This window comes from Pseudomonas sp. BIGb0176 (assembly GCF_024810175.1).
Taxonomy (GTDB): Bacteria; Pseudomonadota; Gammaproteobacteria; order Pseudomonadales; family Pseudomonadaceae; genus Aquipseudomonas; species Aquipseudomonas protegens.
Genome location: NZ_JANUEC010000001.1, coordinates 481,835 through 494,539 on the forward strand (window position 1 = coordinate 481,835; position 12,705 = coordinate 494,539).

Here is a 12,705-nt window from a genome sequence, read left to right on the forward strand (position 1 = left end):
GGCATGCGTTGGGTGTGCATCCTGTTCCCGCAATTGGCGCTGGACGCAGTCTTGCGTCAGCGCGCCGAGCCCGAAGCGCCCCTGGCGCTGCTCAGTGGCACCCCGCAGCGCCGGGTGATCCAGGCGGTGAACGCCGCCGCTCGCGAACTGGGCCTGCGCCCCGGGCAATCGCTGACCGCCGCCCAGGCCCTGACCAAGGCCTTTGCCAGCGCCGAATACGACCCCCGGCAGATCGAGCACTGGCAGCAGTTTCTTGCGGCCTGGGCCTATGGCTTCAGCTCCCAGGTCAGCGTCGCCTACCCGCGCACCCTGGTGCTGGAGATCGAATCCAGCCTGGGCCTGTTCGGCCCCTGGCCGCAGTTGGAAGCGCGCCTGCGCCGTGAATTGCAGGCCCTGGGCTTTCGCCACCGGATCGTCGCCGCGCCCAATCCGGCGGCGGCCCGAGCCCTGGCCAATGCCTATGACGGCTTGGCGGTGGCCGACTGCGAGGCCCTGGCCCAGGCCCTGGGGGCCATGCCCATCGAGCGTCTGGGGCTGGCCCCGGAGCAGGCCACGGCCCTGTCGCGCATGGGGGTGCGCAGCTTCCAGCAACTGCGGGAGCTGCCCCGGCCCAGCCTGGCCCGGCGTTTTGACGGCAGCTTGCTCAAGCACCTGGATACCCTGCTCGGCGAGCGCCCGCTGGGGCTGGCCTTCTATCAGCCGCCGGACCGCTTCGACCTGCGCATCGAGCTGAATTTCGATGTGCAGTCCCATCAAGCGCTGCTGTTTCCCCTGCGCCGGCTCACCGCCGACCTGGCGGCCTTTCTCTGTGGTCGCGACAGTGGCGTGCAGCGCTTTGCCCTGCACCTGGAGCACGCCGAAGGCGCCGACACCCTGATTCCGGTGGGGCTGCTCAGCGCCGAGCGCGACCCGGCGATGCTGTTCGAACTGGCCCGCGGGCGCCTGGAACAGATCCAGGTGCCGGCGCCGGTGCGCAACCTGCGGCTGGTGGCCGAGGACCTGCCGCTGTTCGTGCCCCAGCACAGCGAGCTGTTCGACGAGCGCCCGCAGCAGAACCTGCCCTGGGAGCAGTTGCGCGAACGCCTGCGGGCGCGCCTGGGGGATGACGCGGTGCAGGGCCTGGGGCATCGCGCCGATCACCGCCCGGAGCGCAGTTGGCAGGCGCAGACCGATTCGCGCCCGTGCCCGGCCACCCCCGGGCTGCGCCGCCCCGGCTGGCTGTTCACCGAACCCCAGGTGCTGGGCGAGGGCTCGGTGCGCATCCTCATGGGCCCGGAGCGGATCGAGTCCGGCTGGTGGGACGGTGCCGATGTGCGCCGCGACTACTACCTGATCGAAACCGCCGCCGGCCAGCAAGGCTGGGCCTATCGTCAGGTGGGCGAGCCCGGGCCGCTACTGTTGCAGGGCTGGTTCGCATGAGCGCCTACGCCGAGCTGCACTGCCTGTCCAACTTCAGCTTCCAGCGCGGCGCCTCCAGTGCCGCCGAATTGTTCCAGCGTGCCAAGGCCCTGGGCTACCAGGCCCTGGCGATCACCGACGAGTGCACCCTGGCGGGGATTGTCCGCGCCTGGCAGGCCTCACGCGATACGGGCCTCAAGCTGATCGTCGGCAGTGAAATGCAGATCGAGGACGGCCCGCGGCTGGTGCTGCTGGTGGAAGACCTGGCGGGTTACCAGGGCCTGTGCCGGTTGATCACCCGGGCCCGGCGCCGAGCCGAGAAGGGCAGCTATCGCCTGCTGCGCGAGGACTTCGCCGAACCCTTGCCGGGGCTGCTGGCCCTGTGGCTGACGGGCGCCGGCGAGCCGCTGGTCCAGGGCCGCTGGTTGCAGCAGGTGTTCCCCCAGCGCCTGTGGCTGGCGCTGGAGCTGCATTGCGGCCAGGACGATGCCCGGCACCTGCAACAGCAACTGGCCCTGGCCCGGCAACTGGGGCTGCCGGCCGTGGCCTGTGGCGATGTGCACATGCACGTGCGCGGGCGCCGGGCGCTGCAGGACACCATGACCGCGATCCGTCATCACCTGCCGGTGGCCGAGGCCGGGCAACGCCTGTTCGCCAACGGCGAGCGCCACCTGCGGCCCGTCGAAGTGCTGCAAGGCCTGTACCCCCAGGCCCTGCTCGGCGAGTCGCTGGCCATCGCCGGGCGCTGCGCTTTCGACCTCGGCCAACTGCGCTACCAATACCCCCGGGAGCTGGTGCCCGAGGGCCACGACGCTGGCTCCTGGCTGCGGGTGCTGACCCAGCGCGGCATCGTGCGCCGCTGGCCCGCTGGTGCCCGGGCCGAGGTACTGAAGCAGATCGACAAGGAGCTCACGCTGATCTGCGACCTGGGCTACGAGAGTTATTTCCTCACGGTGCACGACATCGTCGACTTCGCCCGGCGCCAGCACATCCTCTGCCAGGGCCGGGGCTCGGCGGCCAACTCGGTGGTGTGTTTCGCCCTCGGCATCACCGAGATCGACCCGGACCGCTCGACCTTGCTGTTCGAGCGTTTCCTGTCGCGTGAACGCAACGAGCCGCCGGACATCGACGTCGACTTCGAGCACGAGCGCCGCGAAGAGGTGCTGCAGTATGTGTTCCAGCGCTATGGCCGGCACCGCGCGGCGCTGACCGCGGTGGTCAGCACCTACCACGGCGCCGGGGCGGTGCGGGATGTGGCCAAGGCCCTGGGCTTGCCGCCGGATCAGGTCAATGCCCTGGCCGACTGCTGCGGCCACTGGAGTGACACGCCGCCCAGCGTCGAGCGCCTGCAGGAGGCCGGGTTCGATCCCCAGAGCCCGGTGCTGCGCCGGGTCCTGAGCCTGACCGGGCAGTTGATCGGCTTTCCCCGGCACCTGTCCCAGCACCCCGGCGGTTTCGTGATTTCCGAGCAGCCCCTGGACCACCTGGTGCCGGTGGAGAACGCGACGATGGCCGAGCGTACGGTGATCCAGTGGGACAAGGACGACCTGGACATGGTCGGCCTGCTCAAGGTGGATATCCTCGCCCTGGGCATGCTCAGCGCCATCCGCCGTTGCTTCGACCTGATCCACGGCTACCGCGGCCAGCGCTACAGCCTCGCCAGCATTCCGCCTGAAGACCCCGCCACCTACGAAATGATCGGCCGCGCCGACACCATCGGCGTGTTCCAGATCGAATCCCGGGCGCAGATGTCGATGCTGCCCCGGCTCAAGCCGCAGAACTTCTACGACCTGGTGATCGAGGTGGCCATCGTCCGGCCCGGGCCGATCCAGGGCGGCATGGTCCATCCCTACCTGCGCCGGCGTAACCGCCAGGAGCCGGAAACCTATCCGTCTCCGGAGCTGGAGGGCGTGCTCAAGCGCACCCTGGGAGTGCCGCTGTTTCAGGAACAGGTGATGCAGATCGCCATTGTCGCCGCCGACTACACGCCGGGGGAGGCCGACCAGTTGCGCCGCTCCATGGCCGCCTGGAAGCGCCACGGCGGCCTGGAACCGCACCGCGAACGGCTGCGCAAAGGCATGCGCAAGAACGGCTACAGCGACGAGTTCGCGGCGCAGATCTTCGAGCAGATCAAGGGCTTTGGCAGCTACGGCTTTCCCGAATCCCATGCCGCCAGCTTTGCCTTGCTGACCTACGCCAGTTGCTGGCTCAAGTGCCACGAACCGGCGGCCTTCGCCTGTGCCCTGATCAACAGCTGGCCCATGGGCTTCTACAGCCCCGACCAGATCCTCCAGGACGCCCGGCGCCATGGTTTGCAGGTTCTTGCGGTGGATGTGGGCGCCAGTGACTGGGACTGCAGCCTGGAGCCGATTCCTGTCCAGCCTGCACGCGCTGGAAATGGCCCCCCCGGGCAGCCGGCCCTGCGCCTGGGGCTGCGGATGATCAAGGGCTTTCGCGAGGACGATGCCCGGCGCATCGAACGTGCCCGCCGGCAACGGGCCTTTGTCGATATCGCCGACCTGGGCGAGCGGGCCCGCCTGGATGTCCGCGCCCAGGAATTGCTGGCCGATGCCGGCGCTTTGCAGGCGCTGGTCGGGGATCGCTACCGGGCACGCTGGGAAGTGGCCGGGGTGGAAAGACAGCTGGGGCTGTTCGCCGGCCTGCCGAGCCAGGAGGAAGCGCCGGTAGCGTTGCCCCGGCCCAGTGTCGGCGAAGACCTGCAGGCGGATTACCACAGCCTGGGCACCACCCTCGGGCCGCACCCCCTGGCGCTGCTGCGCCCGCAGCTTGCGGCCCGGCGCTGCCGCAGCTCGCGCGACTTGCTGGCGGTGGAGCACGGGCGTTCGGTGAGCGTGGCCGGGCTGGTCACCGGGCGCCAGCGGCCGGGCACCGCCAGCGGGGTGACCTTCGTGACCCTGGAAGACGAGTTCGGCAACGTCAATGTGGTGGTCTGGCGCGACCTGGCCGAGCGCCAGCGCCGGGTGCTGGTGGGTGCGCAGTTGCTCAAGGTCGACGGCACCCTGGAAACCGAGGGCGAGGTGCGCCACCTGATTGCCGGGCGCCTGAGTGACCTGAGCCCGCTGCTGGATGGCATTCACGTACGCAGCCGCGACTTTCGCTGATGTAGCCGCTGCCGAGCCCGGGCGATGCTGCGAAAAGGCCCGCAGGGCCTTGCTTGGCGGTCTCCCGCCGGAACCCCGGCGTCCTCAAGACCGCCGCGTCTGCTGCGTCGCAATGCCGCCCAAGCCGTTCGTCCGACCGCGGCCCGAGCCTGCGGCAGCGGCTACACGAAACGCGGATCGGCAGTGGCCTGCCGCTTTGCTATCCCGAGTCTGTGGCAATGGTTACAGAATGACGCCAAGGTTTTTTATTCCTTTTCGCACTGATGGCGCTTTGGCATAATCGCCGCCGATGATGCCCCCTGCATCAAGTTTCAGAACGCTCGGCCGACGACTTTCGAGCCTGCACAGACTGGGGCCGCAGACGTGCGGCAGGGCGCAAGTGCATCTAGACAGTGCACCCAAATGGATACTCAAGAAGGAACATAGAGTGAGAGTGATCTCGAAGTTGATGTTGTCCGCTGTAGCACTGGCGGTGCTGGCGGGCATGAGCGGTTGCGCCACGGAAAGCTCCCGGGCCTTGCCGGTGGAGAAGGTCCAGAGCGCCAGCCAGGTATGGACCGGAGCCCGGGTGCCGATGGCCGTGGGCAAGTTCGACAACCGCTCCAGCTACATGCGCGGAATCTTCTCCGATGGCGTCGACCGCCTCGGCGGCCAGGCCAAGACCATCCTCATCACCCACCTGCAGCAGACCAACCGCTTCAGCGTGCTGGACCGCGACAACATGGGCGAGATCCAGCAGGAAGCGGCCATCAAGGGCCAGGCGCAGAAGCTCAAGGGCGCGGACTTCGTGGTCACCGGCGATGTCACCGAGTTCGGTCGCAAGGAAACCGGCGACCACCAGCTGTTCGGCATCCTCGGCCGCGGCAAGACCCAGGTGGCCTACGCCAAGGTGGCGTTGAACATCGTCAACATCAGCACCTCCGAAGTGGTCTATTCGACCCAGGGCGCTGGCGAGTACGCCTTGTCCAACCGTGAAGTGATCGGCTTCGGCGGCACCGCTGCCTACGATTCGACCCTCAACGGCAAGGTCCTCGACCTGGCCATGCGCGAGGCGGTCAACCGCATGGTCGAGGCCATCGACGCCGGCGCCTGGAAACCGGGCCGCTGATCACACAGCTGACAGGGAGAAGTGCAAGCATGTCGAAGACGATGATGGCGCGGCCAATGATGGCCGGCGCCTTGCTGGGCTGTGTGCTGCTGGCCGGTTGCAGCGGGCCGAAGACGCTGTACCAGTGGGAAACCTACCAGGCCCAGACCTACGAGTACTTCAAGGGCGAGGAGGCCCGGGAGGCCCAGGTCGAGGCCCTGGAGCGCGACCTGCAGAAGATCAAGTCCACCGGCAAGGCCGTGCCGCCGGGCTACCACGCCCACCTGGGCATGCTCTACGCGAGCCTGGGCAAGGATGACCAGATGGTGCAGCAGTTCAATACCGAGAAGGCGCTGTTCCCCGAATCCGCCTCGTACATGGACTTCCTGCTCAAGAACGCCAAGAAGGGAGCCGCCCAATGAGCCTGATGACCCTGCGCAACCTGCTGGGCCTGTTGGCCGTGAGCCTGCTGGTGGGCTGCGCCGCGCCCAGGAGCGTGGACTACTCGGCCTACAAGCAGGCCCGGCCGAAGTCGATCCTGGTGCTGCCGCCGCTCAATGAATCGCCGGACATCAAGGCCACCTACAGCATGCTGTCCCAGGTGACCTTTCCCCTGGCCGAAGCCGGTTACTACGTGATGCCGATCGCGGTGGTGGATGAAACCTTCCGCCACAACGGCCTGACCAACCCGGCGGACATCCACGGCCTGGCGCCGGCCAAGCTCAACGAGATCTTCGGCGCCGATGCCGGCCTGTACATCACGGTCAAGGAATACGGCACCAGCTACATGCTGATCAGCAGTGCCACCGTGGTCACCGCCAGCGCCACCCTGGTGGACCTGAAGACCGGCACCACGTTGTGGACCGGCAGCGCCCGCGCCTCCAGTGAGGAAGGCAACAACGGCAACAACGGTGGCCTGGTGGGCATGCTGATCACCGCTGCGGTGAAGCAGATCATCAACACCAGCACCGACGCCGGCCATCCGATTGCCGGCATCACCAGCCAGCGCCTGCTGTCGGCCGGGCAACGCACCGGCTTGCTGTACGGTCCGCGTTCGCCGAAATACGGCACCGACTGAGGGGCAGGGAGCGGGCAATCCGCTCTTTTTCAGGCGGCGCCTGTCGGCGTCCGCCTGGAACCCGGGCCATCGCCTATTCTGTTTTTTCAGTCGCGCGAAGGGCGTTGCCCGGCGGCATGGCCGACCAGTGGCGAAGCCGATCCAGGCCCTGGTGAAACCATCCGCGTGCACCGTGCTCAAAGGCTCTGGAGGCTGCGTTGCTGCCTCTTGAAAACCCACGCTGTGCCACGTTTTTCGTAGAGTCCGTTCATGCCGTTCTTATCTGATCATCACGGGTGCCAGGGGTGGAAGGGCGAGATGGCCGAGCGCATCCGTGCCTTCGACTGGTCCGCCACCAGCCTCGGGGCGTTGCAGCACTGGAGCCACAGCCTGTGCAGCACAGTGCAGCTGATGCTCGGCTCGCCGCTGCCGATGGTGATGCTCTGGGGCCCCCTGGGCTACATGATCTACAACGATGCCTATGCCGAGTTCGCCGGCGGCCGCCATCCCTACCTGCTGGGCTGCGCCGTGGAGATGGGCTGGCCGGAGGTTGCCGAGTTCAACCGCGGGGTGGTGAACACCTGCCTCAGCGGCGGCACCCTGTCCTATCACAACAAGGAACTGGTGCTGCTGCGCAACGGGGTGCCGGAAGACGTCTGGATGGACCTCTACTACAGCCCGGTGGCGGGGGACGACCAGGCTCCGGCCGGGGTCATCGCCATTGTCGTGGAAACCACCGCCCATGTGATTTCCGAGCGCCGCCGCCAGGCCGCGGAGGCCGCCTACCGGGCGGAGAACGAGCGCGTGCAGCTGGCGCTGAATGCCGGTGCGTTGCTGGGCTCCTTCGTCTGGGACGTCCAGGCCGACGTGCTGTCTTGCGACGAGCGATTTGCCCGGACCTTTTCCTACCCGGCGGACCAGCCCCTGGACAACCTGCCGATCGATATCACCGAAAGCCGCATCCACCCCGATGACCTGCCGCGCATCAAGGAACTGGCCCGGTACAGCGTGACCCAGGGCGGGCCCTACAACGCCGAATACCGGGTGCGCCGCGAGGACGGCAGCTACACCTGGGTGCTGGCCTGTGGCCGTTGCGAGTTCGACGAGTCGGGCCAGGCCTTGCGTTTCCCCGGGGTGCTGATCGATATCCAGGAGCGCAAGATCGCCGAGGAAGCCCTGCGCCAACTGACCCGCAACCTGGAGCAGCGGGTGCTGGAGGAGGTCAACGCGCGGCTCAGCGCCGAGGAGCAACTGCGCCAGGTGCAGAAACTCGAAGCCATTGGCGGCCTGACCGGCGGCGTGGCCCATGATTTCAACAACCTGCTGCAGGTGATCGCCGGCAACCTGCATCTGCTGTCCCGCCACGAAGCGGGCAACGCCAATGTGCAGCGGCGCACGGCCGCCGCGCTGACGGCGGTGGAGCGCGGCGCCAAGCTGTCGAACCAACTGCTGGCCTTTGCTCGGCGCCAGCCGCTGTCACCGGCCAGCTACAACCCGCGGCACCTGTACGAGGGCCTGGGGGAGTTGCTGCAGCGGGCCCTGGGCGAAACCATTTGCATCGATGTGCAATTGCCCGCCGAGCCCTGGTGCATCCATGTGGATCGCAACCAGTTGGAAAACGCCGTGCTCAACCTGGCGATCAATGCCCGGGATGCCCTGGGCGGCGAGGGGCGGATCCTCATCAGCGCCGAGAACCAGGTGCTGGATTCGCGCTTCTGCGCCGGCAAGGGCATCGCTGCCGGCGAGTACCTGTGCCTGAGTGTGGCTGACGATGGCCCGGGCATGCCCGCCGAGGTGCTCAAGCAGGCCTTCGAACCCTTCTTCACCACCAAGGCCGACGGTCATGGCACGGGCCTGGGCTTGAGCATGGTGTTCGGTTTCGTCAAGCAGAGCGGCGGCCATATCGAGATCTTCAGCAGCCCGGGGCAGGGCACCCGGGTGCAGATGTACTTTGCCCGCAGTGCCGAACCTACGCTGCAGCAGGCGCCGCGCCCGGGTCAGCGGGCGGGTGGTGGCGAGGAAAGCATCCTGGTGGTGGAGGACAACGCCGAGGTGCGCAGCGCCGCGGTGGAAATGCTCGAACACGAGGGCTACCGGGTGCGCACCGCGAGCAATGGTGACGCTGCCATGCAACTGCTGCTGGACGGGCTCAAGGTCGATCTGATCTTCACCGACGTGGTGATGCCCGGTCTGATCAAGAGCACGGACCTGGCCACCTGGGCCAAGACCCAGGCACCGCCGATCGCGGTGCTGTTCACCTCGGGACACACCCGCGACATGATTTCGCGCAACCACCAGCTCAGCCCCGACACCCACCTGCTGAGCAAGCCCTACGGGCCTGCAGACCTGAGCGCCATGGTGCGTTCGGTGCTGGAGGCCTGAGCGGCGCCTGGCGCCAAGTGTGAAGCAGCGCATAAAAATCCCCAGGGAGCGACGACAAACTGGCGTCAAACTTCTACGCTGCATGAAGTTGAATGAACTTGTACGTTTTTTCTGCTGACCAAGGACAGGGGCATCGACCGCCTGATCCCATAACAACAAACGTCGTCTTGCGCGGTTTTTCTTCTCAACCTTTTTTGGATGCTCCGCCGTGATCTCCACCCTTGAACTGCGCAGAATCGTTGAAACCAGCTTCCTGCCCCTGCATTGCCAGTGCACCGTCGGCCACGACGGGGCCATGACTGTGCGCATCTGCGACCCCGCCAGCGGGCGCGTCGACCTGTTGGTCACCGGCATCGCCACCCGCGGCCTGACCAGCTCCCGGGCGCTGTCGGAGCTGATTGCCGAGTTGCGCTACGACCTCCAGCACACCCGCCTGAGCACCGAGCAGCAAGCCCGCCGCCAGCACGGTCGCTGAAGCGCCAGGGAACATTGCGCCGGGGGCGAGGCTCGAACCCCGGGTACGCGCGTCGATCTTCCACGGGGCTTGCCTCGGGCCTCGGACCTTGTGTGATGATCGCGCTTCGACTGTTCGCGGTTCTCGACATAAGGCTGGTTCATGACTGCTTCCCGTAGCCCCTCCGATGCTTCCCAGGCGAGCCCTTCGTCCTTTCCAGCCAGCGGTTTTGTCCGGGTGCGCGGCGCCCGCGAGCACAACCTGAAGAATGTCGACGTGGACATTCCCCGGGATGCGCTGGTGGTGTTCAGTGGGGTGTCGGGCTCGGGCAAGTCGTCCCTGGCATTCTCCACCCTGTATGCCGAGGCCCAGCGTCGCTACTTCGAATCGGTGGCGCCCTATGCCCGGCGCCTGATCGACCAGGTGGGGGTGCCGGATGTCGACCGCATCGACGGCCTGCCGCCGGCGGTGGCCCTGCAACAGCAGCGCGGCACTCCCAGCACGCGCTCTTCGGTGGGCAGCGTGACCACCTTGTCGAGCCTGGTGCGCATGCTCTATTCCCGGGCCGGTAGCTACCCGCCGGGGCAGCCGATGCTGTATGCCGAGGACTTTTCGCCGAACACGCCCCAGGGCGCCTGCCCGGAATGCCATGGCCTGGGGCGGGTCTATGAGGTCGACGAAGCGAGCATGGTTCCCGACCCTTCGCTGACCATCCGCCAGCGCGCCGTGGCCTCCTGGCCCCTGGCCTGGCAGGGACAGAACCTGCGGGACATCCTGGTGACCCTGGGCTACGACGTCGACATCCCCTGGCAGCAACTGCCGAAAAAGCAGCGTGACTGGATCCTCTTCACCGAAGAAACCCCCACAGTACCGGTGTACGCCGGGCTGACCCCGGAACAGACCCGCGAAGCCCTCAAGCGCAAGCAGGAACCCAGCTACATGGGTACCTTCAGCGGTGCCCGGCGCTATGTGCTGCACACCTTCACCCACACCCAGAGCGCGCTGATGAAAAAGCGTGTGTCGCAGTTCATGCGCGGCAGCCCGTGCCCGCTGTGCGAGGGCAAGCGGCTCAAGCGCGAGGCCCTGGCGGTGACCTTTGCCGGGCTGGATATCGGCGAGCTGGCGCGCCTGCCGCTGCTGCAACTGGCCGAGGTGCTGCGGCCGGTGGCGGCGGCAGATTACCTGGAGCAGGCGCCCGCCGATGATCCGGTGCTGAGCCACGCCCAGACCCGTGCCGCGCGTCAGCAGCGCCATGCCCAGGGCGCCCCGGAGCATCGTGGCGCGCCGGATGTGCGGCATACGCCGAACCTGTCCCTGGAAAAGCGCCTGGCCGCCCAGCGCATCGCCCAGGACCTGCTGGAGCGGGTCAGCACCCTGACCGACCTGGGGCTGGGCTACCTGGCCCTGGAGCGCAGCACGCCGAGCCTGTCTTCCGGTGAGTTGCAGCGCCTGCGCCTGGCGACCCAGCTGGGCTCGCAGCTGTTCGGGGTGATCTATGTGCTGGACGAGCCCTCGGCAGGCCTGCACCCGGCGGATGCCGAGGCACTGTTCGAGGCCTTGCAGCGGCTCAAGGCCGCCGGCAACTCGCTGTTCGTGGTGGAGCACGATGTGCAGACCATGCGCCGTGCCGACTGGCTGGTGGACGTGGGCCCGGCGGCGGGAGAGCGTGGCGGCCAGGTGCTGTACAGCGGCCCGCCGGCCGGCTTGGCCGAGGTGGCGCAGTCCCAGACCCGGGCCTACCTGTTTCCCGAGCAGGCCCCTGCCCGGCGTACCCCGCGCCCGCCCCGGGGCTGGCTGCGGCTGGAAGGTATCAGCCGCAACAACCTCAAGGAGCTGGACGCCGAGTTTCCGCTGGGCTGCTTTACCGCGGTGACCGGGGTTTCCGGTTCCGGCAAGTCGAGCCTGGTGAGCCAGGCCCTGCTGGAACTGGTGGGCGCGCACCTGGGCAAGGCTTCGGCCAGCGATGAGGCGCCGGAGCTGGACCTGGCGGACGACGCACCGGTCAGCAGCGGCGGGCGGGTGGTGGCCGGCATGGAGCAGATCAAGCGCCTGGTGCAGGTGGACCAGAAACCCATCGGCCGCACCCCGCGTTCCAATCTCGCGACCTACACCGGGCTGTTCGATCAGGTGCGCAAGCTGTTCGCCGCCACCGACGAGGCCCGGGAGCGGGGCTTCGACGCCGGGCAGTTTTCCTTCAACGTGGCCAAGGGCCGTTGCCCGGCCTGCGAGGGCGAGGGCTTTGTCAGCGTCGAGCTGCTGTTCATGCCCAGCGTGTTCGCCCCGTGCCCGACCTGCCATGGCGCGCGCTACAACCCCCAGACCCTGGCCGTGACCTGGCAGGGCCTGAACATCGCCCAGGTGCTGCAATTGAGTGTCGAGAAGGCCTTGCCGGTGTTTGCCGAACAACCGGGCATCCGCCGCGCCCTGGAAGTGCTGCGCGACATCGGCCTGGATTACCTGCGCCTGGGCCAGCCGGCCACCGAGCTGTCCGGCGGTGAGGCGCAGCGTATCAAGCTGGCCACCGAGCTGCAGCGCACCGCCCGGGGCGCCACCCTGTACGTGCTGGACGAGCCCACCACCGGCCTGCACCCACGGGATGTGGACCGTCTGCTGGAGCAACTGGACAAACTGGTGGCCGCCGGGCACAGCCTGGTGGTGGTGGAGCACGAAATGCGCGTGGTGGCCCAGGCCGACTGGGTGATCGATATCGGCCCAGGTGCCGGCGACCAGGGCGGCACCCTGGTGGCCTGCGGCACCCCGCACCAGGTGGCAAAGCAGCGCACTAGCCGCACCGCGCCCTTTCTTGCCCAAGCGCTGGGCGGACGTTGATCCAGGGCAAAAGTGGCGACGAACGGTTACCGCTGGTCTGATTGGCGGTCGACAGACCCGGTCCGGCGAGGCCATTCTGATAACCGGCAGGGGCGTGATGACGCCCTTGCTGCCGATCAACCACGGAGGTGTTCCATGCCGGTGACCCACGACCTTTACCAGGACCTGAGCTGCAGTAAAGAAGACATTCAACAGCGTCGGGCCAGTGACCCCCACCTGAATGCGCTGTTCGACAAATACACCAGCATCGACGATCAGGTGCTCAAGGCCGAAGCTGCCGCTGCCGCAGACGACGAACTGAAGAAACTCAAGGAAAAACGCCTGCTGATCAAGGATGAGATCGCTGGGAAACTCACCGCCGGTTCCTGACCCCCCT

9 protein-coding genes are annotated in these 12,705 nt (G+C 67.4%); all 9 read left to right on the top strand.

Annotated features, from left to right (window positions below; translation table 11 throughout):
- Window positions 1–3: 3 nt before the first annotated feature.
- The 9 genes from M2395_RS02075 (at window position 4) to M2395_RS02115 (ending at window position 12,698) form a co-directional block, all read left to right on the top strand.
- Window positions 4–1,419, top strand: coding sequence for a DNA polymerase Y family protein (locus M2395_RS02075; RefSeq protein ID WP_019093760.1), 1,416 nt, complete (start codon window positions 4–6; stop codon window positions 1,417–1,419).
- The gene (locus M2395_RS02080) at window positions 1,416–4,520 is read left to right on the top strand and encodes an error-prone DNA polymerase (RefSeq protein ID WP_123430525.1); all 3,105 of its coding nucleotides are present in this window, start codon (window positions 1,416–1,418) and stop codon (window positions 4,518–4,520) included. Before M2395_RS02075 ends, M2395_RS02080 begins: the two co-directional genes overlap by 4 nt.
- Window positions 4,521–4,968: 448 nt before the next feature.
- Window positions 4,969–5,628 (top strand): CsgG/HfaB family protein, encoded by a 660-nt coding sequence (locus tag M2395_RS02085; protein WP_015636114.1) that lies wholly within the window; start codon window positions 4,969–4,971, stop codon window positions 5,626–5,628.
- Window positions 5,629–5,657: 29 nt separating this feature from the next.
- Window positions 5,658–6,029: a DUF4810 domain-containing protein gene (locus M2395_RS02090; protein ID WP_011061970.1), complete on the top strand. Its 372-nt coding sequence runs from the start codon at window positions 5,658–5,660 to the stop codon at window positions 6,027–6,029.
- A 5-nt stretch (window positions 6,030–6,034) separates the two neighbouring features.
- Complete coding sequence (locus tag M2395_RS02095; protein WP_169893267.1) at window positions 6,035–6,685, top strand: DUF799 domain-containing protein; 651 nt, start codon at window positions 6,035–6,037, stop codon at window positions 6,683–6,685.
- Between the two features lie 249 nt (window positions 6,686–6,934).
- Complete coding sequence (locus M2395_RS02100) at window positions 6,935–9,046, top strand: PAS domain-containing sensor histidine kinase (RefSeq protein WP_041752358.1); 2,112 nt, start codon at window positions 6,935–6,937, stop codon at window positions 9,044–9,046.
- A gap of 208 nt (window positions 9,047–9,254) precedes the next feature.
- The gene (locus M2395_RS02105; protein WP_011061967.1) at window positions 9,255–9,521 is read left to right on the top strand and encodes a DUF1652 domain-containing protein; all 267 of its coding nucleotides are present in this window, start codon (window positions 9,255–9,257) and stop codon (window positions 9,519–9,521) included.
- Window positions 9,522–9,662: 141 nt separating this feature from the next.
- On the top strand, window positions 9,663–12,329 hold the full coding sequence (locus tag M2395_RS02110; protein WP_123430526.1) for an excinuclease ABC subunit UvrA: 2,667 nt from the start codon (window positions 9,663–9,665) through the stop codon (window positions 12,327–12,329).
- A 135-nt stretch (window positions 12,330–12,464) separates the two neighbouring features.
- Window positions 12,465–12,698: a DUF465 domain-containing protein gene (locus tag M2395_RS02115; RefSeq protein ID WP_015636110.1), complete on the top strand. Its 234-nt coding sequence runs from the start codon at window positions 12,465–12,467 to the stop codon at window positions 12,696–12,698.
- Window positions 12,699–12,705: the final 7 nt, after the last annotated feature.

Excerpts from the sequence above, each read along its gene's own strand:
- M2395_RS02075 (WP_019093760.1), top strand. The coding sequence starts at position 4 with ATGCGTTGGGTGTGCATCCTGTTCCCGCAATTGGCGCTGGACGCAGTC.
- M2395_RS02080 (WP_123430525.1), top strand. The coding sequence starts at position 1,416 with ATGAGCGCCTACGCCGAGCTGCACTGCCTGTCCAACTTCAGCTTCCAG.
- M2395_RS02085 (WP_015636114.1), top strand. The coding sequence starts at position 4,969 with ATGTTGTCCGCTGTAGCACTGGCGGTGCTGGCGGGCATGAGCGGTTGC.
- M2395_RS02090 (WP_011061970.1), top strand. The coding sequence starts at position 5,658 with ATGTCGAAGACGATGATGGCGCGGCCAATGATGGCCGGCGCCTTGCTG.
- M2395_RS02095 (WP_169893267.1), top strand. The coding sequence starts at position 6,035 with ATGACCCTGCGCAACCTGCTGGGCCTGTTGGCCGTGAGCCTGCTGGTG.
- M2395_RS02100 (WP_041752358.1), top strand. The coding sequence starts at position 6,935 with ATGCCGTTCTTATCTGATCATCACGGGTGCCAGGGGTGGAAGGGCGAG.
- M2395_RS02110 (WP_123430526.1), top strand. The coding sequence starts at position 9,663 with ATGACTGCTTCCCGTAGCCCCTCCGATGCTTCCCAGGCGAGCCCTTCG.
- M2395_RS02115 (WP_015636110.1), top strand. The coding sequence starts at position 12,465 with ATGCCGGTGACCCACGACCTTTACCAGGACCTGAGCTGCAGTAAAGAA.